26 protein-coding genes are annotated in these 26,997 nt (G+C 66.3%); 19 read left to right on the forward strand and 7 right to left on the reverse strand.

All coding sequences use genetic code 11. The features are described 5' to 3' along the window. Positions 1–56: 56 nt before the first annotated feature. Positions 57–1,475, reverse strand: a complete 1,419-nt coding sequence (gene miaB / locus ACT6SE_RS06400; protein ID WP_014646577.1) for a tRNA (N6-isopentenyl adenosine(37)-C2)-methylthiotransferase MiaB — start codon at positions 1,473–1,475, stop codon at positions 57–59. 187 nt (positions 1,476–1,662) lie between these two features. Further along, positions 1,663–2,280 carry a glutathione S-transferase family protein gene (locus ACT6SE_RS06405; RefSeq protein WP_014646578.1) on the reverse strand — a complete coding sequence of 206 codons (618 nt, stop codon included), beginning with the start codon at positions 2,278–2,280 and terminating at the stop codon, positions 1,663–1,665. An 80-nt stretch (positions 2,281–2,360) separates the two neighbouring features. On the opposite strand from ACT6SE_RS06405, the gene ACT6SE_RS06410 reads away from it, so the two are divergent. The 7 genes from ACT6SE_RS06410 to ACT6SE_RS06440 all read left to right on the forward strand — a co-directional run bounded on the left by ACT6SE_RS06410 (position 2,361) and on the right by ACT6SE_RS06440 (position 8,409). Continuing rightward, positions 2,361–3,329: a helix-turn-helix transcriptional regulator gene (locus ACT6SE_RS06410; RefSeq protein ID WP_014646579.1), complete on the forward strand. Its 969-nt coding sequence runs from the start codon at positions 2,361–2,363 to the stop codon at positions 3,327–3,329. A 46-nt stretch (positions 3,330–3,375) separates the two neighbouring features. Beyond that, positions 3,376–4,281: a lytic transglycosylase domain-containing protein gene (locus ACT6SE_RS06415; RefSeq protein WP_046429799.1), complete on the forward strand. Its 906-nt coding sequence runs from the start codon at positions 3,376–3,378 to the stop codon at positions 4,279–4,281. Positions 4,282–4,480: 199 nt separating this feature from the next. Continuing rightward, positions 4,481–5,101 carry a ubiquinol-cytochrome c reductase iron-sulfur subunit gene (petA, locus tag ACT6SE_RS06420; RefSeq protein WP_004151998.1) on the forward strand — a complete coding sequence of 207 codons (621 nt, stop codon included), beginning with the start codon at positions 4,481–4,483 and terminating at the stop codon, positions 5,099–5,101. After that, positions 5,101–6,360 (forward strand): cytochrome b, encoded by a 1,260-nt coding sequence (locus ACT6SE_RS06425; RefSeq protein ID WP_014646581.1) that lies wholly within the window; start codon positions 5,101–5,103, stop codon positions 6,358–6,360. The genes petA and ACT6SE_RS06425 overlap by 1 nt, the downstream gene beginning before the upstream one ends. Then, complete coding sequence (locus ACT6SE_RS06430) at positions 6,353–7,102, forward strand: cytochrome c1 (protein WP_032960911.1); 750 nt, start codon at positions 6,353–6,355, stop codon at positions 7,100–7,102. Before ACT6SE_RS06425 ends, ACT6SE_RS06430 begins: the two co-directional genes overlap by 8 nt. A gap of 134 nt (positions 7,103–7,236) precedes the next feature. Beyond that, complete coding sequence (locus ACT6SE_RS06435) at positions 7,237–7,872, forward strand: glutathione S-transferase N-terminal domain-containing protein (RefSeq protein ID WP_005408842.1); 636 nt, start codon at positions 7,237–7,239, stop codon at positions 7,870–7,872. An 84-nt stretch (positions 7,873–7,956) separates the two neighbouring features. Further along, positions 7,957–8,409: a ClpXP protease specificity-enhancing factor gene (locus ACT6SE_RS06440; protein ID WP_014646584.1), complete on the forward strand. Its 453-nt coding sequence runs from the start codon at positions 7,957–7,959 to the stop codon at positions 8,407–8,409. A gap of 104 nt (positions 8,410–8,513) precedes the next feature. Here the strand turns inward: ACT6SE_RS06440 and ACT6SE_RS06445 are convergent, their stop codons facing one another. From ACT6SE_RS06445 to ACT6SE_RS06460, 4 genes are all read right to left on the reverse strand, one after another. After that, on the reverse strand, positions 8,514–8,864 hold the full coding sequence (locus ACT6SE_RS06445) for a DUF3301 domain-containing protein (protein ID WP_046429800.1): 351 nt from the start codon (positions 8,862–8,864) through the stop codon (positions 8,514–8,516). A gap of 67 nt (positions 8,865–8,931) precedes the next feature. Next, on the reverse strand, positions 8,932–9,933 hold the full coding sequence (locus tag ACT6SE_RS06450) for a DUF2272 domain-containing protein (protein WP_046429802.1): 1,002 nt from the start codon (positions 9,931–9,933) through the stop codon (positions 8,932–8,934). A gap of 180 nt (positions 9,934–10,113) precedes the next feature. Next, on the reverse strand, positions 10,114–10,965 hold the full coding sequence (nadC, locus tag ACT6SE_RS06455; RefSeq protein ID WP_014646586.1) for a carboxylating nicotinate-nucleotide diphosphorylase: 852 nt from the start codon (positions 10,963–10,965) through the stop codon (positions 10,114–10,116). Beyond that, positions 10,962–11,231 carry a Trm112 family protein gene (locus ACT6SE_RS06460; protein ID WP_014036599.1) on the reverse strand — a complete coding sequence of 90 codons (270 nt, stop codon included), beginning with the start codon at positions 11,229–11,231 and terminating at the stop codon, positions 10,962–10,964. The genes nadC and ACT6SE_RS06460 overlap by 4 nt, the downstream gene beginning before the upstream one ends. 58 nt (positions 11,232–11,289) lie before the next feature. Here ACT6SE_RS06460 and purE point away from each other — a divergent pair, with 58 nt between their 5' ends. The 3 genes from purE (at position 11,290) to ACT6SE_RS06475 (ending at position 13,392) form a co-directional block, all read left to right on the forward strand. After that, on the forward strand, positions 11,290–11,793 hold the full coding sequence (gene purE, locus ACT6SE_RS06465) for a 5-(carboxyamino)imidazole ribonucleotide mutase (RefSeq protein ID WP_005412808.1): 504 nt from the start codon (positions 11,290–11,292) through the stop codon (positions 11,791–11,793). Further along, the gene (locus tag ACT6SE_RS06470; RefSeq protein ID WP_444811115.1) at positions 11,790–12,938 is read left to right on the forward strand and encodes a 5-(carboxyamino)imidazole ribonucleotide synthase; all 1,149 of its coding nucleotides are present in this window, start codon (positions 11,790–11,792) and stop codon (positions 12,936–12,938) included. The genes purE and ACT6SE_RS06470 overlap by 4 nt, the downstream gene beginning before the upstream one ends. A gap of 112 nt (positions 12,939–13,050) precedes the next feature. Continuing rightward, positions 13,051–13,392: a carboxymuconolactone decarboxylase family protein gene (locus tag ACT6SE_RS06475; RefSeq protein ID WP_004152082.1), complete on the forward strand. Its 342-nt coding sequence runs from the start codon at positions 13,051–13,053 to the stop codon at positions 13,390–13,392. Between the two features lie 75 nt (positions 13,393–13,467). Here the strand turns inward: ACT6SE_RS06475 and ACT6SE_RS06480 are convergent, their stop codons facing one another. Beyond that, complete coding sequence (locus tag ACT6SE_RS06480) at positions 13,468–14,046, reverse strand: superoxide dismutase (protein ID WP_014646588.1); 579 nt, start codon at positions 14,044–14,046, stop codon at positions 13,468–13,470. 120 nt (positions 14,047–14,166) lie between these two features. Here ACT6SE_RS06480 and grxD point away from each other — a divergent pair, with 120 nt between their 5' ends. From grxD to ACT6SE_RS06525, 9 genes are all read left to right on the forward strand, one after another. Continuing rightward, on the forward strand, positions 14,167–14,487 hold the full coding sequence (gene grxD, locus ACT6SE_RS06485; protein WP_005415957.1) for a Grx4 family monothiol glutaredoxin: 321 nt from the start codon (positions 14,167–14,169) through the stop codon (positions 14,485–14,487). Continuing rightward, positions 14,484–15,260 carry an SDR family NAD(P)-dependent oxidoreductase gene (locus ACT6SE_RS06490; protein ID WP_049419100.1) on the forward strand — a complete coding sequence of 259 codons (777 nt, stop codon included), beginning with the start codon at positions 14,484–14,486 and terminating at the stop codon, positions 15,258–15,260. The genes grxD and ACT6SE_RS06490 overlap by 4 nt, the downstream gene beginning before the upstream one ends. Before the next feature lie 250 nt (positions 15,261–15,510). Next, on the forward strand, positions 15,511–18,711 hold the full coding sequence (locus ACT6SE_RS06495) for a TonB-dependent receptor (protein WP_014646590.1): 3,201 nt from the start codon (positions 15,511–15,513) through the stop codon (positions 18,709–18,711). Between the two features lie 252 nt (positions 18,712–18,963). Continuing rightward, the gene (gene ppnN, locus ACT6SE_RS06500) at positions 18,964–20,352 is read left to right on the forward strand and encodes a nucleotide 5'-monophosphate nucleosidase PpnN (RefSeq protein WP_014036604.1); all 1,389 of its coding nucleotides are present in this window, start codon (positions 18,964–18,966) and stop codon (positions 20,350–20,352) included. A gap of 161 nt (positions 20,353–20,513) precedes the next feature. Further along, positions 20,514–21,029, forward strand: a complete 516-nt coding sequence (locus ACT6SE_RS06505; RefSeq protein WP_041863227.1) for a pilus assembly FimT family protein — start codon at positions 20,514–20,516, stop codon at positions 21,027–21,029. Continuing rightward, entirely contained in the window at positions 21,026–21,523 is a 498-nt protein-coding gene (gene pilV, locus ACT6SE_RS06510) for a type IV pilus modification protein PilV (RefSeq protein WP_046429810.1), read from the forward strand. Before ACT6SE_RS06505 ends, pilV begins: the two co-directional genes overlap by 4 nt. Positions 21,524–21,531: 8 nt before the next feature. Continuing rightward, positions 21,532–22,689 (forward strand): PilW family protein, encoded by a 1,158-nt coding sequence (locus tag ACT6SE_RS06515; RefSeq protein ID WP_046429811.1) that lies wholly within the window; start codon positions 21,532–21,534, stop codon positions 22,687–22,689. Between the two features lie 5 nt (positions 22,690–22,694). Further along, complete coding sequence (locus ACT6SE_RS06520) at positions 22,695–23,216, forward strand: pilus assembly PilX family protein (protein WP_046429812.1); 522 nt, start codon at positions 22,695–22,697, stop codon at positions 23,214–23,216. Positions 23,217–23,229: 13 nt separating this feature from the next. After that, positions 23,230–26,997 carry a pilus assembly protein gene (locus tag ACT6SE_RS06525; RefSeq protein WP_049407951.1) on the forward strand — a complete coding sequence of 1,256 codons (3,768 nt, stop codon included), beginning with the start codon at positions 23,230–23,232 and terminating at the stop codon, positions 26,995–26,997.

Genomic DNA, 26,997 nt, shown 5'->3' on the forward strand with positions numbered 1-26,997 from the left:
ACCCCAATTTATCGAGCCGGCGGGTCGGAGCCCCTTTGGGGCTCCGACCCGAAGATTCATTCCGCCACCACCCGCGCGCGCAGCGAATTGGTCAGCGCTTCGGTGATCACCACATCCACGAACTGGCCGATCAGGCGCGCCGGCGCCGGGAAGTTCACCGAACGCATGTTCTCGGTCTTGCCGGTCAGCTCGTTCGGGTTCTTGCGCGAGGGCCCTTCCACCAGCACGGTCTGCACGGTGCCGACCATCTTCTCGGAAATGCCGGCGGCATGCGCATTGATGCGCTCCTGCAGGCGCGACAGGCGCGCGTGCTTCTCGGCATCGCTGATCGTGTCCTCCAGGTCCGCGGCTGGCGTGCCCGGGCGCCGCGAATAGATGAAGGAGAAGCTGTGGTCGAAGCCGATGTCCTCGATCAGCTTCATGGTCTTCTCGAAGTCGGCATCGGTCTCGCCGGGGAAGCCGACGATGAAGTCCGAGCTGATCGAGATGTCCGGGCGCACCGCACGCAGCTTGCGGATCTTCGACTTGAATTCCAGCGCGGTGTAGCCGCGCTTCATCGCTGACAGCACGCGGTCGCTGCCAGCCTGTACCGGCAGGTGCAGGAAGTTGGCCAGCTGTGGCACGTCACGGAACGCATCGATCAGCGAATCGCTGAACTCCAGCGGATGCGAGGTGGTGAAGCGGATGCGGCCGACGCCATCGATCTCGGCGATGGTGCGGATCAGCAGGCCGAGGTCGGCGAACTCACCGTCACCATAGGGCCCGCGATACGCGTTGACGTTCTGCCCGAGCAGGTTGATCTCGCGCACGCCCTGTGCGGCCAGCTGCGCCACCTCCACCACCACGTCCTCGAACGGGCGGCTGACTTCGGTGCCGCGGGTGTAGGGCACCACGCAGAACGAACAGTACTTGGAACAGCCTTCCATGATCGACACGAATGCCGAGGGTCCTTCGGCGCGCGGCTCGGGCAGGCGATCGAATTTCTCGATCTCGGGGAAGCTGATGTCGACCTGCGGGCGCTTCTGTTCGCGGCGTGCGCGGATCAGCTCCGGCAGCCGGTGCAGGGTCTGCGGGCCGAACACCAGGTCGACGAACGGCGCGCGCTTGATGATCGCTTCGCCTTCCTGCGAGGCGACGCAGCCGCCGACGCCGATGATGACTTCGCGGCCCTTGTTCTTCAGGCCCTTCCACACGCCCAGCTGGCTGAACACCTTCTCCTGCGCCTTCTCGCGGATGGAGCAGGTGTTGACCAGGATGACGTCGGCGTCGTCCGGGCTGTCGGTCAGTTCCAGGCCATCGCTGGCGGCAAGCACGTCGGCCATCTTGGCCGAGTCGTACTCGTTCATCTGGCAACCGTGGGTCTTGATGTACAGCTTGCCTTTCACCTGGTCGGGCTTGCGCGGACCAGCGGGCAGGGCAACGAGCGGGGTACCGCCCGGTGTGGTGGGCGGAAAGACGTCTGGCGTCCCGGTCATGGCGCTTAATCCATTCGGGTGGCGGGAAAGCGGGCAATTCTACCCGCATCCCACGCCAGCCGCCGCGCCCGTGCAACCGAGCCCATGCCCAGCGTGGCCATCACTGTAGAGCCGAGCCCGTGCTCGGCTGCCTTTGCAAGGCGGAGGAGCAGCCGAGCGTGGGCTCGGCTCTACAAGGGGCCGCTGCTTACGCCGCCAGCTCCGCATCGATCTGCCGCGAACGGTCGAAGGCGGTCATCGCGCTCATCCGTGCGATGTAATCGGCCGTGGCCGGCGCGGGCTGCACCAGGCCGAAGGCCGTGGTCCAGGCCAGCGCATTGCCCCACAGCACGTCGGCGGCGCTCATCGTCTCGCCGAGCAGGTAGGGGCCCTGCGCCAGCTGGGCCTCGATCACCTGCAGCACGGTCTCGGCGTCGTTGTACGGCGACATCAGGCGCGGCGGCGGCTCGCGGTGCATCGCCTTGTCGATCATCGCCGGCTCGAAACAGGCGCCATAGAAGGCCATCCAGCGCAGGTAGGGTCCGCGCAGGGCGTCGCCGATCGGCGGTGCCAGGCCGGCCTCCGGATACAGGTCGGCCAGGTACAGATAGATCGCCACCTGCTCGGTCACCAGCGCACCGTTGTGGACGATCGCCGGCACCTTGCCCATCGGGTTGATGGCCAGGTAGGCCGGGGCCAGGTTGGCGCCCGCCTTCAGGTCCAGCACCTGCATGCGGTAGTCGGCACCCAGTGCTTCGAGCAGGGCCACGGCGCCGCTCGAGCGCGAACGGGCGGCGTGGTACAGGGTGATCTGGCGTGAATTCATGGCATTGCTCCTTGCGGTGGGTGGTGAACTGGAGGCCATCCTGGGGCACTATTGCGGACGACTTCTGTCCTCGATCCTTCATGCGCCATACCGCCCATCGACTGCTGCGCCTGATCGCCCTGCTGCAGGCCCGTCGCCAGTGGTCCGGGGCCGAGCTCGCCGAGCGCATGGGCGTGGACCGGCGCAGCATCCGCCGTGACGTCGAGCGCCTGCGCGAGCTGGGTTATCCGGTCCGGGCCTCGTCCGGGGTTGGCGGCGGCTACCAGCTGGGGGCAGGGGCGCCGGTGCTGCCGATGCTGCTGGACGAGGAGGAGGCGACCACCCTGGCCATCGCCCTGCGCGCGGCCTCGGCGACCGTCGCCGGCATCGACGACACCGCGCGCGGCCTGTTGTCCAAGCTCGATCCGCTAGTGCCGACCCGTCGCCGCCAGCAGGCCGGCGAGGTGCATGCCGCCACCGCCACCCTGTCCGACCTTCCGTCCACCGACGCACGCCTGCTCGGGCAGCTGGCCCAGCACTGCCGGCAGGCGTCACGGCTGGCCTTCGAATACCGCAGTGCCCAGGAAGCGGTGACCCAGCGCGAGGTCGAGGCGCAGCACCTGGTCAACTACGGGCGGCGCTGGTACCTGCTGGCCTGGGACCTGGGCCGGCAGGACTGGCGCACCCTGCGCGTGGACCGGATGGGCGCGGTGCGCGAATGCGCCGAGCCGGGCATGCACCGCCGTACGCCCGCACCGCCGGATGTGATGGTGCGGCAGGCGGTCAGCCAGGCCCCGTTCGCCCTGCAGGCCATCGTCCGCCTGGCCGGCAGCCGCGCCGAGCTGGAAGGCCGCATCCCGCCCTGGTGTGGTGTGCTGGAGGACGATGGGCCCGACCATTGCCTGCTGCGCATGGGCGCCGAGAGCCGCGGCATGATGCTGGCGCAGATCCTCAGCCTGGACCGGGTGCCGGTGGCGGTGTGGACCACGCCGCCGGGCCTGCGCGATGAACTGGCACAGCGTCTGGCCGGATTGGGGCAGGTGCTGGCTGTGCCGCCGGTCACAGGCTGAGCCGCGTCGCTTGGCAAGCCCCGGCGAAGCTGGGACACTCGCCGGCATGAAGGGGATACTGGGGACAACGGCGATCATCATCGCTGCGCTGACCGCTGCGCCGGCCAGCGCGGGCACCCTGTTCAAGTGCCAGGGCGCCGACGGGGTCACCAGCTATGTCAGCAAGCGCCTGGCCGGGGCCCGCTGCAGCGCCATCAGCTACAGCCGCGACCTCCGCCCGGCACCGCGCCCGGTGGTGGCCGCGCCGAAGCCGGCGCCGACCACCGTGGCCAGCATCGAGCGCAACCCGGTGGCGGTGGCGGCCAGCACTGCGGCGCCGGCGGCTGCGCCAGCCGCCGTACCCGCGCCCCCGGTCGCCTCGCGCAGCGGGCGCATGGTCAGCGGCCAGGTCTATTCCTTCATGAAGGACGGCGTGCGCCACTACACCAGTGCGCGCCCGACCCAGGTCGCCAACCTCGGCCCGGTGCGCACCATCCGCTACAGTTTCATGGAGCGCTGCTACGCCTGTGGCGTCAACCCGCGCGTGGACTTCGGTTCGGTGCGGTTGAACACTACCGCGTTCCAGACCGAGATCAGCTCGGCCGCGCGCGAGTTCGGCGTCGACGAAGCCGTGGTGCGCGCCATCATCCACGCCGAGTCGGCCTACAACCCGACCGCGCTCAGCCGCGCCGGCGCGCAGGGCCTGATGCAGCTGATGCCGCCAACCGCGGCCCGTTTCGGAGTCAGCGATTCCTACGATGCCGGGCAGAACATCCGCGGTGGCGTGCAGTATCTTGCGTGGTTGTTGAAGCGTTTCAATGGCGACCTGACCCTGGCCGCGGCTGGCTACAACGCGGGCGAAGGCGCGGTTGACCGCCACGGTGGCGTGCCGCCCTACAGCGAGACCCAGTACTACGTGCGCCGGGTCGGGCAGCTGGCCGAGCGTTACCGCACCGCATTGACGCACCAGTAGTGCCGGCCGCTGGCCGGCAACCTTGGGCAATGGCCGGTACCGACCGGCCACTGGCTGGCAGCCCCGTAATCAATGTTGTTGCAATGCGTTGTGTGGCGCTCGACGGTTCCGCTACACTCGCCCATGATTCAATGCGGCTCTGGCCCCCACCGGATCCGCTGGCAGCCTTAAAGCTACCTAATCAATATCGGAGTGCCGGATGGCCAACGATGGGGTACACGATCCAGTCAACACCGGACGTCGGCGTTTTCTTTCTGCCACCACAGCCGTGGTGGGCGCCGTCGGCGTCGGATTCACCGCTGTTCCTTTCATCAAATCCTGGAACCCCAGTGCCCGTGCCAAGCTTGCCGGCGCACCGGTGGTGGCCGACATCAGCGCCCTGCAGGAAGGCCAACGCCTGATCGTGGAATGGCGTGGCCAGCCGATCTGGATCGTCAAGCGGTCCAAGGCGATCCTCGATGCACTGCACGGGCTCGATGGCCGCCTCAAGGACCCCGAGTCCGGCGAGAAGGACCAGCAGCCGGACTACGTGCTGAAGCAGAACCCCGAGCTGCGCTCGATCAAGCCGGACATTTCCGTGCTGGTCGGCCTGTGCACGCACCTGGGCTGTTCGCCGGAAATGGTCGCCGAGATCCGGCCTGAACCCTATGACCCGCAGTGGAAGGGCGGCTACTTCTGCCCCTGCCACAAGTCGCGCTTCGACATGTCCGGCCGCGTCTTCAAGGACGTGCCGGCGCCGATCAACCTGAAGGTGCCCGCGCACCATTACCAGGACGACAACACCATCATCATCGGTGTCGATCCGCAGGGGGCAGCCTGATGGCCAATATCCTCGCTCGTACCGCCAGCGGCGTGGCCGACTGGGTCAATGCCCGCGCGCCGGGCCTGATGCCGGTCTACCGCAAGCATGTCACCGAGTACTACGCGCCGAAGAACTTCAACATCTGGTACTACTTCGGTTCGCTGGCGCTGCTGGTGCTGGTCAACCAGATCGTCACCGGCATCTTCCTGACGATGCACTACAAGACCAACGCCGCCGAGGCGTTCGGCTCCATCGAATACATCATGCGTGATGTGGAGTGGGGCTGGCTGATCCGCTACATGCACTCCACCGGGGCCTCGCTGTTCTTCATCGTGGTCTACCTGCACATGTTCCGCGGCCTGCTGTACGGCAGTTACCAGAAGCCGCGCGAGCTGGTGTGGATCCTGGGCATGCTGATCTACCTGGTGCTGATGGCCGAAGCCTTCATGGGCTACGTGCTGCCGTGGGGGCAGATGTCGTTCTGGGGCGCCAAGGTGATCATTTCGCTGTTCGGCGCGATACCGGTGATCGGCAACGGCCTGACCGAGTGGATCATGGGCGACTACCTGCCCAGTGACGCCACGCTCAACCGCTTCTTCGCGCTGCACGTCATCGCACTGCCGCTGGTGCTGCTGTTGCTGGTGGTGCTGCACCTGGGCGCGCTGCACGAGGTGGGGTCGAACAACCCCGATGGCGTGGAGATCAAGAAGGGGCCCAAGGGCAACCGCTGGTCGCCGAACGCCCCGGCCGACGGCATTCCGTTCCATCCGTACTACACGCTCAAGGATGGCGTCGGTGCCGGCTTCCTGCTGATCATCGCCGCCTTCATCATCTTCTTCGCCCCCGGTTTCGGCGGCCTGTTCCTGGAGCACGACAACTTCACCGAAGCCAACCGCCTGGTGACCCCGGAACACATCAAGCCGGTCTGGTACTACACGCCGTACTACGCGATGTTGCGCGTGGTGCCGAACAAGCTGGGCGGCGTGCTGGTGATGTTCTCGGCCATCGCGATCCTGTTCCTGGTGCCGTGGCTGGACAAGGCGAAGGTGAAATCGGTGCGCTACCGCGGCTGGATCTCGAAGGTGATGCTGGGCGTGCTGGCGGTGTGCTTCGTGTGGCTGGGCGTGATTGGTTCCGGCCCGGGCACCGATGTGCACGAGACCTACATCGGGCGGGTGTTGACCTTCCTGTACTTCGCGTTCTTCATCACCATGCCGCTATGGACAAGGTTGGACAGGACCAAGCCGGTACCGGAGAGGGTGACCACGCATGACTGAGCGCTGGATGGTCCGGCTGGCCCTGGCGGCCACCCTGATGCTGGGCAGTTTCCTGGCCTCCGCCGCCGAAGGCGGCACCCCGCTGCTGCAGGCCGGCAACGACCTCGGTGACCGCGCCTCGCTGCAGCGCGGCGCGCAGCTGTACATGAACTACTGCTCCGGCTGCCACGCATTGAAGTACCTGCGCTATTCGCGGATGGCGCAGGACCTCGGCCTGACCGAGGAAGAGGTGATGAACAACCTCAACTTCACCGGCTCGGCGATCGGCGACCCGATCCCGGTGGCGATGCCCAAGGAGAACGCGGAGAAGTGGTTCGGCAAGATGCCGCCCGATCTCAGCCTGATCTCGCGCGTGCGGGGCAGTGACTGGGTCTACACCTATCTCAAGTCGTTCTATCTGGACAGCAGCCGCCCGCTGGGCTGGAACAACGCGCTGTTCGCCAATGCCTCCATGCCCAACCCGCTGTGGGAGATGCAGGGCCTGCAGCATGCGGTGCACGGCAAGGCGGAAGCGCCCGGCATGGACCCGCCGGTGACCGGCCTGAAAATCGAAACGCCCGGGTCGGTCGATGCCGGCCAGTACGATCAGGCCGTTCGGGACATCACCAACTTCCTCGAATACGCCGGTGAACCGGCCGCGCTCAAGCGCCAGCAGCTGGGCGTATGGGTGATCCTGTTCCTGGCCCTGCTGACTTTCCTGCTGTACCTGCTGAAGAAGGAATACTGGAAGGACGTCCACTGATTCTGCCGCCGGCCATCGCCCGGGCCTATTGGCTTTTGTGATGGTCGGTTGCACACTCGGGGTGGAGTCGACCGCTGGCACGGTGCCGGCGGCGCCGATGCGGCAGGCGGTCTCCTGTCGTGGGAGAGCCTTTGATGGCGGCGAGCGTACGCATGCGCAATACACTGACGCTGTTTTCCTCGAACGACGACGTACTGTGCCACCGGGTACGCCTGGTGCTGGCGGCCAAGGGGGTCACCTTCGACTTTGTCCCGGTCGATCCGCAGAACCCGCCTGAAGACCTGATCGATCTCAATCCGTACCACTCGGTGCCGACCCTGGTCGAGCGCGAGCTGGTGCTGTACGCCGCGTCGGTGGTCAGCGAATACCTGGACGAACGCTACCCGCATCCTCCGCTGATGCCGGTCGATCCGCTCTCGCGTGCGCGTATCCGCTTGGCCATGCTGCGCATCGAGCACGACTGGGTACCGCAGGTGCAGGCCATCCAGCTGGGCAACAAGACCCAGGCCGAGGCCGGCCGCAAGCGCCTGAAGGAACTGCTGACCGCCTCGCTGCCGCTGTTCAAGGCCAGCAAGTTCTTCCTCAATCCGGAAATGAGCCTGGCCGACTGTGCAATGGCACCGATCATCTGGCGCCTGCAGTCGCTGGACGTGCCGCTGCCGAAGGACGGCAAGGCGATCGAGGACTATGGCAACCGCATCTTCCGTCACCCGGGTTTCGTCCGCAGCCTGACCGACCAGGAAAAGAAGCTGCGCGATCTGCCGGTCTGATCCGACCTTGCGTAACCCGTCTGCACGCCGACCGGCGTGCAGGCGATCCGCCCCGGCGGGGCGCCGGGCGCGTACACTTCACGCATGACCGAAGACTTCTTCCACATGACCAGCCACCGCCCGTACCTGCTGCGGGCGCTGGTGGAATGGATCAACGACAACCAGCTGACCCCGCACATCCTGGTCGACGCCGGCGTCCCCGGCGTGCAGGTGCCGCCTTCGGCGGTCAAGGATGGCCGGGTCGTGCTCAACATCGCCGAACGCGCCGTCGTGCGGCTGATGATCGACAACGAAATGGTGAGCTTCTCGGCCCGCTTCTCCGGCACCAGCTACCCGGTGCAGGTACCGATCAGCGCCGTGCTGGCGGTCTATGCCCGCGAGACCGGGCAGGGCATGGCGCTGCCGGATGACATTCCGGGCAGCGAGACCGCGCCGACCAGTGACGAACTGCTGCACGAGGACGGCACGCCGCCGGACGATACGCCACCGGCCAGTCCGCCGCCCAAGGGCCGCCCGAACCTGCGCGTGGTCAAGTAACCATTCCGACGCCGCCCCGATGGGCGGCGTCTTCCTTTGCAGGTTTTACCGGTGGGTGCCGGAATTGTGTGGGTGCCGACCGTTGGTCGGCACACCTTCAGTTCTTACACATCCTCGGCATCCTCCACATCCGGCCGGATCTGGCTGATCCGCGCGGCACCGGGGCCGGTGAACGAGATCAGCTGGTCGCCGCGCAGCACCATGCGGCCCACGTGGCGATCGATGCCATCGTAGGAATACTCGAACTTGAAGGTGCGCTCGAAACCGAGCCGTCCGTCCTCGCCACGCGACAGTCGCAGGCCGGTGGCATGTACCGCCTGATCCAGCCACTGCACGTCGGCAGCGCGGCAGGCATTGCGGCCCAGCTCGACCGCGCGCTCGGCGGCCGAACGCGCCGCATTCCAGAAGAAATAGATGATTCCGCCGGCCATCAGCAACAACAGCAGGGTGGGCATGGCGTCAGCCGTCAGAGGTGGATCCGGCAAAGATGGCGGCGAACGCGCGCTGGATCAAGCGCTGCACTCACCGCCGTGGCTGCGGTTCGCTGGACATCGGTGATGCGGGCACGTTAGACGGCGCCGTCGCCGGCACCGTCTGCATCGGCGCGGCGGAGGGCGAAGGCATCACCAATGGCGCGGTCGCCGTCAGCTGCAGCAGCGCTGCCCAGTCCTGGCGGTTGAAGCTGCATTCGTCCTCGCGGCCCGGCGTGCAGCTGGGCTCGATGCCGGTGCTGTTGCGTTCGCGCGCCGGCGGCAGCTTGATCAACCCGGTGCGGTCCAGCGGCAGCAGTCGCATCGCCACCGTGTTCATCACGTTGCCGCCCACCAGGTACAGGGTCTGGTCGCCCCCCAGGTTGGCGGCCACCACTACTTCGCAATGTGATTTCCAATGGGCCACCGAACCGTTGCCCAGTGCCTGCACCAGCCCACTGTAGCTGAGCGTGGTGCTGCGATCGCGCAGGAAGCACAGCAGGTCGCCCGGTGCGGGCTTTGCGGTCGCGGGATCGACCAGCCGGTACGGCACGCCCGAGGGTCCGCCCTGGTACGCGGCACGGATGTAGTCGATGTGGCGTGGCGACGCGTTGAAGCCGGGGACGCCGGACTGCACCATCACCCAGGAAATGAACGCGGCCGACCACGGGTTGTCGATCAGGAAGGTGCGGCAGTCGCTGTCGGTGTAGCGCGTGCCCAGTGGTGCCAGACAGCTGCTGGCGCCGGCGATGCTGCCCATCGCGTTGAGCGTGCCGCTGTTGCGCCAGTAGCCGGCCACGCGCTGCCAGGCAATCAGCCCGTTGTCGGCCAGATGTTCGTTCTCGGCCTCGGTAACACTCAGGCTCGCCGCGCGGCCATCGCGATCGATGAAAGGCCGGAACCAGAGCCGGTGTTCATTGCAGGCAGTATTGCGGATGGCCACCGCCAATGGGCTCAGGCCGAAACGGGGCGGTACATCGCAGGCTTCGGCGGCCGCTGCGGACAGGGGGGCCGCGGCCAGCAGCAGACAGGCAGGCAAGAGCATCCGGCGCATGCGCGGCTCCTGTGGGGGATGCCGGCAGCGTCGCAGAGGCGGCCGTAGCCGAGCCGTGAAGGCGTCCCGGGTCGTGTAGAGCCGAGCCCATGCTCGGCTCATCGCGCGAAGCGCGCGCAGGGCGTGCCGCAAATCGACAAGCAGCCGAGCGTAGGCTCGGCTCTACAAGTCCTGCAGGCCTCAGCCCGGCGGTGGGCCGAGCTTCAACGACAGATCGATGGCCTGCACGTGCTTGGTCAGGCCGCCGATGGAGATGCAGTCGACGCCATCCTCGGCGATCGAGCGCAGGCCACCCAGGCCGACGCTGCCGGACACTTCCAGCGGAATGCGGCCGGCCGTGATGCGTACCGCCTCGCGGCGCAGGTCGGGGCTGAAGTCGTCCAGCAGGATGCGTTCGCAACCAGCGTCGAGCGCCTGGCGCAGCTGCGCCAGATCCTCGACCTCGACCACCAGCGGCAGCGCAGGCCACTGCCGGCGTGCGCCCGCCACGGCGTCGGCCAGTGAACCGGCAGCGCGGATGTGGTTTTCCTTCAGCATCACCGTGTCGTACAGGCCGAAACGATGGTTCTCGCCACCGCCGCAGCGCACCGCGTACTTCTGCGCCAGGCGCAGGCCGGGCAGGGTCTTGCGGGTGTCGAGGATGCGCGTGCCGGTACCGGCCACCGCCGCCACGTAGCGGGCGGTGGTGGTTGCCGTACCGGACAGCGTCTGCAGGAAGTTGAGCGAGGTGCGTTCGGCGCTGACCAGGCTGCGGCTGCGCCCATGCAGCAGGGCCAGCACGGTGCCTGCGGTGACCGCGTCGCCGTCGGAAACCTGCCATTCGATGCGTACGTCCGGGTCGAGCGCGCGGTGGGTGGCGTCGAACCAGGGGCGGCCGGCGATCACCCCGTCCTGCTTGCACAGCAGGTAGGCGCTGTCGGCCTGGTCGGGCAGCAGGGCGGCGGTGACATCACCGCTGCCCAGGTCCTCGGCCAGTGCACGCGCGACATCGGCGGCGACAACGGCCGCATCCGGCGTCGGCAGCGTGCTCATGCGGTCGGGAAATCGGCGATCTGGGCGGTCGGGATGGCTTCCTCGGCCAGCAGCACCGGGATGCCGTCGTCGACGCGGAAGACCTGCTTGCGGTCGCGGGTGACCAGCGCTTCGCGCAGCGGCTGCGCCAGCGGGTTGCCATCGGCCTTGTTCACCGCGCCGGCGGAAATGGCCTTGTTGAGGGCTTCCAGGCCCTTGCCATCCAGCAGGGACAGGGGCTGGCGGGTGTCCGGCGACACCAGCAGGTCGAGCAGCTTGCGATCCATGGTTCTTCGTCTTGCGTGGAAGATGGCTAGAATACGTCTTTAAGGCAGGTGACGGCCAATGACCCCCAACCCGATCGCGCCGCTTGTCGGCATCGTCATGGGTTCCCGTTCCGACTGGGAAACCATGCAGCACGCCGCCCAGAAGCTTGAAGCCCTGGGTGTTCCGTTCGAAGTGAAGGTGGTGTCCGCGCATCGGACGCCGGATGTGTTGTTCAGTTACGCCGAGCAGGCGGGCCCGCGTGGCCTGCGCGCGATCATCGCCGGTGCCGGCGGGGCCGCCCACCTGCCGGGCATGATCGCCGCCAAGACCGCCGTGCCGGTGCTGGGCGTGCCGGTGCAGTCCAAGGCCCTCAACGGCATGGATTCGCTGCTGTCGATCGTGCAGATGCCGGCCGGCATCCCGGTCGCCACCTTCGCCATCGGCAATGCCGGCGCGTCCAACGCGGCGCTGTTCGCCGCCGCGATGCTGGCCAGCGACCAGCCGGCGATCGGCCAGGCGCTCGACGCCTTCCGTGCACGCCAGACCGAAGACGTGATGGCCCACGACGATCCGCGCCAATGAGCCTGACCGTCGGCATCCTGGGCGGCGGCCAGCTCGCCCGCATGATGGTCCTGGCCGGTGCGCCGCTGGGGCTGCGCTTCGAGCTGTATGACCCGGCGGCCGACGCCTGCAGCGGCCCGCTGGCGCCGCTCACCGTGGGCGCCTTCGACGACCGCCAGGCGCTGGCGGACTTCGCTGCCAAGGTCGATGTGGTCACCTTCGATTTCGAGAATGTGCCCGCTGATAGTGCGCAGTTCCTGGCCGACCGCGTGCCGGTCTACCCGCCGCCGGCCGCGCTGGCGGTGGCCCAGGACCGGTTGAGCGAGAAGACCCTGTTCCAGCAGCTGGGCATCCCGCTGCCGGCCTTCGCTGATATCCGCAGCCGCGACGAGCTGGCGGCGAAGGCCGCCGAATTCGGCCTGCCGTGCATCCTCAAGACCCGCCGCCTGGGCTACGACGGCAAGGGCCAGTTCCGCCTGCGCAGCGAGGCCGACATCGACTCCGCCTGGGATGCGCTGGGTGCGCAGGTCGAGCGCACCGGACTGATCCTGGAGGGCTTCGTGGCCTTCCAGCGCGAGGTCAGCGTGGTGGCGGTGCGTGGCCGCGATGGCAGTTTCGAAGCCTGGCCGATCACCGGCAACTGGCATGTCGACGGTGTGCTGTCGGCCAGCGTGGTCCCGGCCGTGCTGTCCGCCGCCGAGCAGCAGGCAGCCATCGGCTATGCACGCCGTGTCGCCGAACACCTGCAGTACGTCGGCGTGTTCGCGCTGGAACTGTTCTGCCGCGATGGCGAGCTGCTGGCCAACGAGATGGCGCCACGCGTGCACAACTCCGGGCACTGGACCATCGAAGGCAGCGAGACCTCGCAGTTCGAGAACCACCTGCGCGCCGTGCTGGGCCTGCCGCTGGGCAGCACCCGCATGCTCGGCCATGCCTGCATGCTGAACTGGCTGGGCCGGATGCCCGACCCGCTGCCGGTGCTGGCCCAGGCCAGTGGCCACTGGCATGACTATGGCAAGGAGTCGCGCGAAGGCCGCAAGGTCGGCCATGCCACGTTGCGCGATGACGATGCCGCAGCACTGGCCGACGCGTTGGACCAGGTGGGCCTGGAACTGGACCGCCAGGCCCAGGTGGCACCGGCGGTGCACGCGCTGCGCAACCGCTGAGTCCGGTAGTGCCGGCCGCTGGCCGGCAGTGCAACGGTGTGGCGCACCGGTGCAGCCATCGGTGCAACATTCCCGGTGGTAGCGTGGAGCTCCTTTCACAGGAGTCACGACCATGCTCGACTGGAATGCCTACCGCAAGGAACTGAAGGGCCGCATCGGCGAGATCGGCAAGCTCTCGCCGGATACGGTCAAGGGCTACGCCACCCTGGCCAATGCCGGTGCCCAGACCAACCACCTGGATGCCAAGACCCGGGAGCTGATCGCGCTGGCGGTGGCGGTGACCACCCGCTGTGACGGCTGCATCACCGTGCACGTGGACGCGGCGCTGAAGCATGGCGCCAGCCGCGAGGAAATCGCCGAGGCGCTGGGCGTGGCGGTCTCGCTCAACGCTGGCGCCGCGCTGGTGTACTCGGCGCGGGTGATGGATGCGGTGGCCGCGCATGAGAGCGCGTGAAGCTTCATCTGTAGAGCCGAGCCCATGCTCGGCTGTTGTCCGGCCAGCCGAGCATGGGCTCGGCTCTACAGGGGGTCAGCGCAGCTGGCTCTCGGCGAATTCCCAGTTGACCATCTGCCAGAACGCGTCCAGGTAACGCGCGCGGTCATTCTGGTAGTCGGTGTAGTACGCGTGCTCCCACACGTCGCAGCACAGCAGCGGGGTGCTGTCGCCGGTCAGGGGCGTGCCGGCGTTGCGGGTGGCCTGTATGCCCAGCTGGCCGCCCGGGTGCTGCACCAGCCACACCCAGCCCGAGCCGAACAGGCCCAGTGCAGTGCGGTTGAATTCCTCGCGCAGGCGCTGCGCGTCACCGAACTGGCGCTTGACCAGCTCGCCCAGCCGGCCCTGCGGTTCGCCGCCGCCGCGCGGGCGCAGGCACTGCCAGTAGAAACCGTGGTTCCAGGCCTGGGCGGCCGCATCGAACAGCGTGCCCTGGGCATGGCGCACGATCTCTTCCAGCGACGCCTCCTCCCACTCGGTGCCGAGGGTGCCGGCGTTGACCGCGTCGACATAGGCGCGGTGGTGGCGGCCGTGATGCAGTTCCACGGTCTGCGCGGACAGGTGGGGCTGCAGGGAGCCGGAGAGGTAGGGCAGGGCAGGCAATTCGACAGGCATGTGCAGGTTCGTGGCCAGGGGACGGCGGCAGCCTGTTCCATCCGCTTACAATGGCGGCTACCGTGGGCAGTCTAGCCGACCATCACGGTCGGGTTGTCCGGCGAAGCAAGGAGTGTGGTTGTGGCGGTAATGCAGCAAATCCAGGCCGAGGTCGATCGTTACCCGCTCGTGCTGTTCATGAAGGGCACCCCGCAGTACCCGATGTGCGGCTTTTCCAGCCGCGCCGTGCAGGCGTTGATGGCTGCCGGCGCCGTCACCCTGCGCACCGTCAACGTGCTCGAAGAACCGGAGATCCGCGCCAACCTGCCGCGCTTCTCCAACCTGCCGACCTTCCCGCAGCTGTTCATCAACGGCGAGTTGATCGGCGGCTGCGACATCGTCATGGAACTGTTTGAATCCGGCGAGCTCAAGCGCATCGTCGAAGAGGCGACCCAGGGATGAGTGCCTGGCCGTCGACGTCACCGACTGACGGGGCGCTCGATGGCCGCCCGTTGCAGGACCGCGTGGTGCTGGTTGCCGGTGCCGGCGGCGGGCTGGGCAGTGCGGCGGCGATTGCCGCTGCGGCGGCCGGGGCTACGGTGGTCCTGCTGGGGCGCAAGCCGCGCCGGCTGGACCGGGTCTATGCCCAGGTCCAGGCGGTCGGCCCGGAACCCCTGCTGTACCCGATGGACCTGGAGGGTGCCGGCCCCGATGACTATGCCGAACTGGCCCAGGCCCTGCAGCGTGAGCTGGGGCGGCTGGATGGCCTGCTGGTCTGCGCCGCGCATTTCCCCGGCCTGACCCCGTTCGAGCTGGCCGACCCGGCCAGTTTCGCCCGCGCGGTCCATGTCACCCTGACCGCCCCGGCCTGGCTGGCCCAGGCCTGCCTGCCGCTGCTGCGGCAGCGCGAGGATGCTGCCCTGGTGTTCGCGGTCGATGCCCCCGAACGGGTGGGGCAGGCCTACTGGGGCGGGTATGGCGTGGCCCAGCACGGCCTGCGTGGCCTGATCGGCAGCCTGCACGATGAGCTGGGTCGCAGCCCGGTCCGGGTCAGTGGCCTGTACCCGGGGCCCCTGCGCACGGCACTGCGCGCCCGAGCCTATTCCGTCGATCAGGACCCGGCTGCGCAAGGGCCCGAAGCGGCCGCCGCTGCGGCCGTCATCCTGTTGTCCCCGGCCGGCCATGCCTGGCGGGGGACGATTCTCGATGCCAGCGAGGCAGTTCCCCGCGAGTGAGCCCCGGGGAAAGGCGGAGTGAAGAACCCGTCACGATTGCGTTGCGAACCGGTGCCGTTTGTCGCACAACCGTCACATTGATGGCGTAGCGTGTTAATCTAGTGTTAACCGTTATGGCTGCCTTCAGCCAAGCGGTAGGGAACCCCAGATAACTCTCCGACCAGCCACCCGCAGGGCTGTTTGGATGCGCTTTTTTTCCGCCATCGCCAACTCGCATCGAGGCTACCGAAAAATGACCCACCCACTCCGGATGTCCAAGCTTACCCTTGGTCTCGTGGCTGCACTTGCTGCCGCTCCCGCCTTCGCCCAGACCACCACTGCCGGTGTCGGCGGCCAGGTCGTGACCAGCGGCGGCCAGCCCGTCGCCGGTGCTGAAGTCACCATCACCCACACCGAGTCGGGCACGGTTTCGCGCGCTACTACCGACGCGGCGGGTCGCTACAACGCGCGCGGCCTGCGCGTGGGTGGTCCCTACACCATCACCATCACCAAGCCGGGTGAAGGCACCAAGACCGAAGATGGTGTCTACCTGGGCGTGAACCAGACCGGCACCATCAATGCCATCCTGACCGGTGACGTGGCCAAGGCCACCAACCTGGACACCGTGCAGGTCACCGCCGTCGGCGGCGGCTCGGAGGTGTTCAGTGCCACCAAGATGGGCTCGGGCACCAACATCAGCCAGGAGCAGATCGAGATTGCGCCGTCCATCGGCGGCAACATCCAGGATCTGATGCGCCTGGATCCGCGCGTCACCTTCATCGATCGCGCCTCGGGCTCGATCTCGGCCGGTGGCCAGAACCCGCGCTACAACTCGATCAACATCGACGGCGTCTCGGCCAGCGACACCTTCGGCCTGGAAGGCAACAACATGCCGACCCGCCGCCAGCCGGTCGCGATGGAAGCCATCGAAGCGCTGGACATCAACCTGTCCAACTACGACGTCAGCATCGCTGGCGCTGCCGGTGCCACCGTCAATGCGGTGACCAAGTCCGGTACCAATGAATTCCACGGTTCGGTGTACGGCACCTACCGTGACGGTGACTGGTTCGGCAAGAACCCGGAAGGCAAGAAGTTCAACGGCTTCAATGACGAAAAGACCTACGGCATGACCCTGGGCGGCCCGATCGTCAAGGACAAGCTGTTCTTCTTCGCCAACTACGAGAAGTTCAAGCAGTCCGCGCCGGGCGCCGATCTGTCCAGCACCGCGCTGGGCAAGGCCAATGCCGACTACAGCATGGCTGACGTGACCCGTGCCCAGGAAATCGCCAAGGGTTATGGCTTCGATGCCGGCGGTATCGAAAGCAACGGCAACACGGATCTGGAAGAGTACGCGCTGAAGCTCGACTGGAACATCAACGAGAACCACCGCGCCAACATCCGTTACAGCAAGCTCGAGCAGAGCAAGCTGCGCATCAACGGCATGGGCTCGACCTCGCAGGCTTCGCTGAGCTCTTACTGGTACCAGCACGTCAAGACCAACGAGAGCTACGTCGCCCAGGTCTTCAGCGACTGGACCGACACCTTCTCGACCGAGTTGAAGGCTTCGTACCGCGAGTACTCGGCCGTCCGCGAGGTGCCGACCAATGCCCCGAGCATCCGCATCTACTTCCCGCGCGGTGGCGATGTGACCACGCCGGAAGGCGACTCGCTGTTCCTGGGTACCGAGACCAACTCGCAGAACAACGTGCTGGAAACCAAGGCGTGGAACTACTACGCCGCCGGTACGCTGACCTTGGGTGACCACGACCTGAAGTTCGGTGGTTCGTACGACACCAACGATGTCTACAACTACTATGGCGCTGGTTCGTGGGGTGCTTACACCTTCTATGGCCTGGACAATTTCGCCAAGGGGCAGTGGCAGACCTACCAGCTGAACAAGGAAAAGAGCGCGAACTCGATCGCGGCTGACTACAAGTACAGCAACCTGGCCCTGTTCGTGCAGGACACCTGGTACGTCAACAGCAACCTGACCCTGACCATGGGTCTGCGTGGCGACCGACCGAAGGTGAGCCCGGCGCCGGCGTACAACCAGAAGGCGCAGACTGTCTTCGGTTATGACAATAGTGCGGTGTTCCCGAGCAAGTTCCTGATCCAGCCGCGCTTCGGCTTCAACTACACCTTCGACACCGAGCGCCCGACACAGCTGCGCGGCGGCATCGGCCTGTTCCAGGGTGATGCACCGCAGGTGTGGATCAGCAACAGCTACTCCACCACCGGCTTCAACTACGACTCGTACAACATCAGCCGCTACAACGGCCAGAAGTTCAATCCGGACAAGGACAACCAGCCGGTCCCGACCACTCCGGGCAGCGCGCTGCAGAACGTCAACTTCGTCGGCCGCGACTTCAAGCTGCCGTCGCTGTACAAGGCCAACCTGGCCTTCGATCACGAGCTGCCTTGGTACGGCATGGTCGCCTCGGCCGAGCTGCTGGTCACCAAGGTTAAGGATGGCCTGTACTACCAGCACCTGAACCTGGGCAAGGGCCGTCAGGTCGGTGCCGATGGTCGCGTGAACTACTACGTGCCTTCGGCTGACGGCAGGGCGTGGGGCACCAACGATGCGCGTAATGGTTACGCCGCACAGGGCTTCAACAACGTCTACCTGATCGACAACACCGATCAGGGCCGCACCTCGCAGTTCACCGTCTCGCTGAGCAAGCCGTGGAGCGCGAGCAGCGACTGGTCTTGGAACCTAGGCTACACCTACACCGATGCCAAGGAAGTGGGTAGCCTGACCAGCTCCACCGCCAGCTCGGGCTGGGGCTACCAGTATGCCTTCAATGCCAACGAGGAAATGCTGAACACCTCGCGCTACCAGATCCGAGACCGCCTGTCGGGCTCGCTGAACTGGAAGCACAAGTTCTTCGGCGACTACGAGACCAAGGTGGGTCTGGTGTACGAAGGCCGCAGCGGCCGCCCGTACAGCTACATCTATGTGAACGACGCCAACGGCGACGGCCGTTCGGGCAACGACCTGTTCTACGTGCCGCGTCGCGGCGAGGTCCTGTTCGGTACCCTGTCCAACAACGGCAAGTTCACCGCCGATGCGGCGATGGAGAAGTCGTTCTTCGACTGGCTGGCGGCCAACCCGCAGCTGGCCAAGTACGAAGGCCAGGTGGCTCCGGCCAACCAGTTCCGTACCGGCTGGATCAACACCTTCGACATCCGTATCAGCCAGCAGCTGCCGGGCTTCATGAAGGGCCACAAGTCGGAGATCTGGCTGGACATCCAGAACGTCGGCAACATGCTCAACAAGAAGTGGGGCAACATCTACGACTACGGCTTCTACGCCAACGCTCGTGTTGCCAGCCTGCAGGGCCTGTACAACGGCAAGTACGTCTACAACTACCGTGGCGCGGACCTGCCGAGCGTCGCCAACTCCGATGCTGACGGCTTCGACGTCGGTGTCTCGCAGTGGTCGATGCAGCTGGGCTTCCGCTACCAGTTCTGATGCACTGACGTAGCGCTGCTGTAAACGGAAACGGCCGGGGAAACCCGGCCGTTTCCCGTTCAGGCGAAAGTCCTTGCGGGGCGCTGGGCAACGGCGTAGCATCTGGAAATGTGCGCGGCGTCAACGCCGCCCAGGCGTTCCCGGCAGGCGAACGCGGGCAGCACACATCCAACGGTCGGGCTTCCCGGCCGTTTTGCTTTTTAAGGGGGCGGCAGTACAGTCGGAAACCTTGAAGGAAGCGAAAAATTGGATATGACCACGAACGAAAAATCAGCCCGTGCACTGCCGGTGCAGGATGCGCGGATCTACCCGCGCGGTGGGCTGGATGTGCTGTCGCGGGCCGAGGTCGCACGCCTGCGCGATGCCTCCGCCGGCGGCATGCATGAGCTGCTGCGCCGCTGCGCGCTGGCTGTGCTGACCAGCGGCAGCGCTTCGGACGATCCGCGCGCGGCGCGCGACCTCTACCCTGATTTCGACATCCAGGTGGCGCAGCAGGATCGCGGCGTGCGCATCGACCTGGTCAACGCACCGGCGATGGCCTTCGTCGACGGCGAGATCATCCGCGGTGTCGCCGAACTGCTGTTCGCCGTCGTGCGCGACCTGGCCTACATGGCCATCGAGATGGGCCCGGCCTACGCGGCCGAGCTGGAGTCGTCCGAGGGCATCACCAACGCGGTGTTCGGCCTGCTGCGCAATGCGCGCATCCTCAACCCGGGCGATCCGAACCTGGTGGTGTGCTGGGGCGGCCATTCGATCTCGCGCGACGAGTACCTGTACACCAAGCAGGTGGGTTACGAGCTGGGCCTGCGCGGCCTGGACATCTGCACCGGCTGCGGTCCGGGTGCGATGAAGGGCCCGATGAAGGGCGCCACCATCGCCCATGCCAAGCAGCGCCGTACCGTGACGCGCTACATCGGCCTCACCGAGCCGGGCATCATCGCGGCCGAGTCGCCGAACCCGATCGTCAACCACCTGGTGATCATGCCGGACATCGAGAAGCGCCTTGAGGCCTTCGTCCGCATCGGCCACGGCATCATCGTGTTCGCCGGTGGCGTCGGCACTGCCGAAGAGATCCTGTACCTGCTCGGCATCCTGCTGCGCGAGGAGAACAAGGACCTACCGTTCCCGCTGATCCTTACAGGCCCGACCGTGGCGGCGCCGTACTTCGAGCAGATCGACCGCTTCATCCGCCTGACCCTGGGTGATGAGGCTGCCGAGCGCTACGAGATCATCATCGGTGACCCGGTCGCGGTGGCCAAGAAGATGGCCAACGGCATCAAGCGCGTGCGCGAGCACCGCCTGGCGCAGAAGGACTCGTTCTTCTTCAACTGGTCGATCGAGATCCCGTGGGAGTACCAGCAGCCGTTCGTGCCGACCCACGAGGCGATGGCCGCGCTGGACCTGCACCACGGGCGTGCGCCGCACGCGCTGGCGGCCGACCTTCGCCGGGCGTTCTCGGGCATCGTGGCCGGCAACGTGAAGGAGGACGGCATGCGCCGCATCGAGCAGTTCGGGCCGTTCCAGATCCACGGGGACCCGGACATGATGCAGGCGCTGGATGCGCTGCTGCGCGCCTTCGTCGAGCAGCGCCGGATGAAGATCTCCGGCGAATACCAGCCCTGCTACCAGGTGCTGGCCTGAACCCGGGCCGGCGCGATGGGGATCGCGCCGGCACTGGCAGGGGAGGGCGGGTCGTCAAGCCTTTGACGCCCGTCGCCCCGGATTGACCGTTCATCCTGCCGCCGCTTGCCGGTGGCGGGGCGATGGCCCATCGTGGCCACCAACACGCTGGGGAGCGTCCAATGTCTTTGCGCCGGCAAAACGGTTTCACGCTGGTTGAACTGATGGTCACGCTGGCCGTCTTCGTGATCCTGGCGTCGATCGCCTATCCGAGCTTCCGCGGGATGATCCGCTCGAACCGGCTGGCGACCGCCAACAATGAACTGATCGCGCTGGCCAACCTGGCCCGCAGCGAAGGCATCCGCAACAGCAACGGTGGCGGTGTCTGTGGCAGCGCCGATGGCAAGGCCTGTGATGGCGACTGGTCCAAGGGTGTACTGGCCTGGTCGGACCTGGATGGCGACGGCCAGATGGGCAGCAATGACGTCGCGCTGCGCTTTTCTCAGGGCAATCCGCAGCTGAGCGTAGTCGGCCCACCGGGCGCGGTCATCGCCTTCGACGGGCGCGGCCGGCGCAGGGCGGTCGCTGATCAGACCCTGGTGCTGTCGCCGGATGCGTGCAAGGCCGGTGAATCGAAAAGCACGTTGACGATCAACCAATCCGGCCAGGTCCGGGTGACCAAGGGAGCCTGCTCATGAGCCGCCGCAACCTGGCCCGCCCGCGCTCGTCGCAGGGTGGCTTCAGCCTGATCGAAGTGATGGTGGCGGTGCTGATCCTGGCGTTCGGGCTGCTGGGCTTTGCCTTGCTGCAGACCACCAACGTCCGCTTCGTGCAGAGCGCAAACTACCGCACCCAGGCGACCAACCTGGCCAACGACCTGATCGAACTGATGCGCGCCCAGCGCACCGATACCCTGGCCGGTGGCGCCTACTCCTCGGCCTCGTTCTCGGCCGGCTCGGTGAAGCCCAGCGGCGTCTGCGCCTGGCCGACCGGCGCTGCCGTGACGCCGAAGACGAACGTGGCGCGCTGGCAGTGTGAGGTCGCGCGCACGCTGGGCGAGAAGGCCAGCGCGCAGGTGACCTTCGTGCAGAGCACCGGCCAGGTCACCGTGGCAATCAGCTGGGGTGACCAGCGCTGGGATCCGAAGGATCCCGACAGCCTTACCACCTTCGGCCTGACGACCTTCCTGTGAACGCGCCCATGAGTCCAATTTCGCGAGCCCGAGGCCTGTCGCTGATCGAACTGATGATCGCCATGGTCATCGGCCTGGTCCTGATGCTGGGCGTCACCCAGATCTTCATCGCCTCGCGTGCGGCGTCGCGGCTGTCCGAAGGCGCGGCCCGTACCCAGGAGAACGCGCGCTTCGCGCTGGATTTCCTGCAGCGTGACCTGCGCATGGCCGGCCACTTCGGCTGCGTCAACGACCAGGCCCACGTGGTCAAGAACACCGGCGATATCGGCTATCACCTGGGCATCAGCTCGGGCAGTGGCGACCCGCAGGATTTCTCGGTTCCGGTGCAGGGGTATGAGGCAGCAGGTACGGCGCCGGGCGCCACGCTGACACTGGGCCGTGCGTGGAGCGCGGCGCAGTCGGTACCGAAGAGCATCACCAACCTCAAGCCGGCGCCGTTGCCTGGCAGCGACATCCTTGTGCTGCGCCTGATGAGTCCGGAAGGGGCCGTGGTGACCGGCATCTCCGTGGCCGCGGGTGCGACCACGCTGACCGTCTCCAGTGATGGCATGGCCCGACTGAAGGCCAACGCCGCAGGTACGCCGACAGTCTTCGGCATAGCCGACTGCACCCGTGCCGACGTCTTCCCCGCCACCATCAGCGGTTCGACCTTGAAGGTGGACAAGGTCGACCTGAGCAACTATTCGATCAACAACGCGATGACCATGCTGTATCGCGCCGATGGCATGGCGTACTACATCGCGACCAATCCCAATGGCGAGCCGGCGCTTTACCGGGCACGCGCGAATGGCGCCGGCGGCTACGCCGATGGCGAGGAGCTGGTGGAAGGCATCGAGAACATGCAGTTCCTGTACGGACTGGATGCCACCCCGGATATCGCCCTGCCCACGCCGCCGACCGGTCGCATCGTCGACCAGCGCGTGGCCAGTGCGGTCAGTACCGGTACCGATGCCACCGCCGCAGGGCAGTGGCGCCGCGTCGGCATGGTGCAGGTCGGCCTGCTGGCGCGCAGTCCGCAGCGTGCGTCGGCCGAAGCGCCGGGCAGTGCGGCCACGTATCCGGCCATCCTCGGGGTGGGCTTTGCCCCGGCCGATCCTTACGACCAGCGCCATCGTGGCGCCTATGAAGCGTCCGTTGCGCTGCGCAACCGCTTGTTCGGGAACTGACGACCATGCGCACTCATCCTTCCTCCCGACGCCGTCCCTTCGTTGCCCAGGCACGACAGCAGGGTGCCGTTCTCTATGTCGCGCTGATCATGCTGGTGCTGCTGGCCCTGCTGGGCGTGATCGGCATGCAGGTGGCCGGCATGCAGGAACGCATGGCGGCCGGCTACCGGGCGACCAACATGGCGCTCCAGAACGCGGAAGGCGCGGCACGCAGCGCCGAGAACGCCGTGGAGAACATCGCCAACCGCAAGGATGCCGGCGCCAATCCGGCCGTGGCCTCCTCCGACATCAACCAGCAGTGCGATGACGGCTTCGACCCCTCGGCCTGGGTCGCGAAAACCAAGCTGGGCAGCAAGCCGGCCATCTATGTCCGTGAGATCCAGGGCTGCATCCAGGGGGAGGGTGCGCTGGACATGGGCAAGTCGGTGGAGAAGCCGACGCCGGTCTACCAGATCACGACCTATGCCGGTGATACCACCAGTGATGCGACGTCGCGTGCGGCGATCGATACCGTATTCAAGCTGTGAGGGTGGGGAGCCCATGAACACTCGCAACCGCAGGATCCTGGCAGGCGTTGGCCTTGCCGTCTTGGCCGCTGGCGGCTATCTGGCGCATACCTTGTTTGCCGCACAGGCGCAGGGCGTGCTGGCACAGGAGCCGATGAACGTGCAGACGCGCGCGACACCGGCGTTCATCATGGCGGTGGACGATTCGGGTTCGATGAACTTCGAACGCATGTTCCCCGGTGGTGACGGCCGCATGCGCTGGAACAGCAACACCAACAGCTTCTTCAACAACGATGGAAGCTTCTTCAGCGTGGGCTCGGCGTGCGCCAGCAACTCGGTGGACTGTTACCTCTACCTGTATCCGCACGCGGAGTTCAACAAGGAATACTCGCCAGGCCGCGCCATTCCGCCGCTGGATATCTACGGCTTCGCGCGTTCGCATGTCTACAACGCCAGTTACTTCAACCCGGCAGTGACCTATCGGCCGTGGACCAATGCCGATGGCACGCTGTGGGCAGATGCCTCCATCACCCAGACCCGCGCCGATCCCCGGTCCGGCCAGCGCGGCTACAACGCCGTGTACAACATGACCGTCAATCGGGCCGACACGTCGGAAAAGTTCCAGTTCGTCAACGGTATGCGGATTCCCGACCTTTCCGGTACCGGCAATGAATACTATGTCGACAGCTGGTGGGATGGTGGATGGAAGACCGCCGCGATCAGCAACACCGGCAATACCACATACTCCATCAGTTATTTTCCGGCGACCTTCTACCTGCCGGCTGCAGCGCCTGCACCGGACGGATACAAGACCGACGACGCCAGTCGCCCGGTGATTACCGGTGCCTGTGGTCCGGGCTGCAACCTGCGTCGCTACCAGATCAAGCCGGGCAATTACTCGAGTCCGGCCGCCTACAACGCCGCGATCCAGAATTTCGCCAACTGGTTCCAGTATCACCGCAACCGCGTGCTGGCCATCGTCGGTTCGTCGACCGCCGCCCTGGTGAGCGTGGATACGATGCGGGTGGGCTACTTCACCATCAACAAGCTCAGCAACGCGACCATGTATGACATGGTCACCAACCGAGCTGACCTCTACAAGCAGATTTATGCGCTGACGGCCAACGGCGGCACGCCCAACCGTCGCGCGGTGGAGTATCTGGTCGACCAGTTCCGTCGTACCGACGCCGATGCCCCCGTGCAGCTGGCCTGCCAGCGTAATGGCGGCATGCTGTTCACCGATGGCTACACCAACTCCGGCAATGCACCGAGCGCGTCCTTCGGTGACGCCGACTCGGTGAACTCGACCCACCTGCCGTCCATTCCGTTCTCCGACGGCTACAGCAATACCATCGCCGACATCGCCGCGGCGGCTTATGCAGGCGCCCGGACCCCCCTGCGCACCGGGACCAGCTTCCCGGCGGGGCAGGTGCCGGTCAGTGACAAGTGCAGCTCCCTGGACAAGAGCAGCCCGGACTGGAAGCGCCTGGACTGCCAGACCGACCTGCACATGAACTTCTACGGCGTGACCCTGGGCGCGCAGGGCAAGATCTACGGCGTCAACCAGGCCGCAACCGCCGATCCGTACAAGACGGCGCCGAACTGGGCCGGCAATGGCAATCCGCTGGACGTCGATGACGGTACCGTCATCGATGAGCTGTGGCATGCGGCCGTCAACAGCCGTGGCGAATTCATCAACGCGCAGACCCCGGCGGACGTCACCGAGGCCATGCGTCGGGTGCTGTCCTCGATCAGTGGTGGTGCGTCGCCTTCAGGCACGATCGGTATCAGTGGTGCGCGCATCGGCACCGGCTCACTGGCGGTCACCCCACGCTATGACATCACCAACAGCGGCACCGACTGGTCGAGCAAGCTGACTGCGGCCAGCGTCAAGGTCAACGCCGACCAGGTCGCGGAGCTCACCGAGGTGTGGGAAGCCTCCAGCCGCCTGACGTCGTCCGGCCGCCGGATCGTGGCCAACAAGCTGGGTTCGCCGGTGGACTTCAACAGTGCCCGTATCAGCCTGCAGGATCTGTGCAGCAAACCCGACGGCAAGTACGCGTCGATGCTGGTCTGCTCCACCGACAAGCTGACGACGATCAAGGCCGATCTGGCCAGTGCCATCAACTATCTCAGTGCCGACAGCTCCACCGAGGTCCGCAACGGCGGCAAGTATCGTGACCGGACCACGCCGCTGGGTGACATCGTCAATTCGGCGCCGGTGGTCAGCTCGCCGCTGGACGACTACGGGTACCGCCAGCTCGGCGGCACCTACGCCAAGAGCTACACCGACTACCTGGCGACCAAGGCCAAGTCCCAGCGGTACATGGTCTATGTCGGTGCCAATGACGGCATGCTGCACGCCTTCGATGGCGGCATGAAGGCCGATGCCAAGCAGGACGGCACCGGCGGCACGGAGAGCTTTGCCTACATCCCGGCCACCGCGCTGGGGCACATGGCCAACCTGCTGTTCCCCTACAAGTCCGATACGGCCGACCAGACCTTCCGCCACCGCTATTACGTCGATGGCCCGATTGCCGTGGCCGATACCTACAACGGCACCGCGTGGCAGACCAGCCTGGTAGGCACCACGGGTGCAGGTGGCCGTTCGGTGTTCGCGCTGGACGTCACCACGCCGGGCAGCTTCGGCACCGGCAACGTGCTGTGGGAAATCAGCGACATCAACGCGTCGCTGAGGGACGAGGTGCGCAACAACATCGGATTCGTGCTGGGCAAGCCGGTGATCGTGCCGGTGAAGAGCGGCACCGGCGTCGCCTGGAAGGCGATCTTCGGCAATGGGTACGGCAGCGCCAATGGCAAGGCGGTGCTGTTCGTGGTCGACATGGCCAGTGGCGACATCCGGATGATCGAAGCCGTCGAGGGTACGTCAGGCGCCGGCATCTCCGGGAGCAACGGACTGGGCAATGTTGTGGTTGTCGATCGCTGGACCGGTACCAACCAGGATGCGCGCGGCCGTGATGGACTGGCCGACACCGTCTATGCCGCCGATCAGCGTGGCGCCGTGTGGAAGTTCGACCTGACCAGCAGTGCGAACACCACGCTGACCGTGCCGATGTTCACCAGCCAGGTTGCCCAGGACTCCTCCACCAAGACCTACCGCCAGCCGATCACCGGTGGCATGACTGCTGCCACCGGTCCTTCGGGCGGCGTGATGCTCTATTTCGGCACCGGCAGCTTCTCCTTCACCAGCGACAAGGATGACAAGGCGCAGCAGGCGCTGTACGCCGTGAACGATCTGTCGGGGAAGACAGTGACCTCGACGGTGACCGCTGCCAACCTGGTCCCGTACACGGCCGCGGCCGCCACTGCAGGCGTTGATGAACGCAAGATCACGGCGGGGACGGCCCCGGCAAATGCCCGGGGCTGGATGATCCAGCTGCCTGCCGGCAATGGCGAGCGTGCGGTGGGCAACCCGATCCTGGTCAGTGGCATCGTCTTCATGCCGACCTACGTGCCCAACATGCAGTCGGTGGGCTGTTCGACCAGCGGTTCGAACTGGCTGTTCGGGCTGTCGTCGATCAGCGGCTTGCCGATGTTGGAGAACGTGCGCTATGGCTCGCCGACCGGCAGCCGGCCCGGGGCAGCGACCGCCGCCATCGCGTTGAAGACCGGAGGAACTGCGCCGGTCCGTGACGTTTCGCTGTCGGTGCTGCCGCGTCCGACGGACAACAAGGCGCCGCCCGGAGGCAGCTCCTGCTGGATGGCCGTCGGCGCGGCGGGCAGCCAGTCGCTGTATCTGCCTTACCCTTGCGGTCGCCAGTCCTGGCGCCAGCTCCAGTAA

Origin of the sequence: Stenotrophomonas sp. LC732 (assembly GCF_052446685.1) — a bacterium.
GTDB classification, from domain to species: Bacteria; Pseudomonadota; Gammaproteobacteria; order Xanthomonadales; family Xanthomonadaceae; genus Stenotrophomonas; species Stenotrophomonas muris.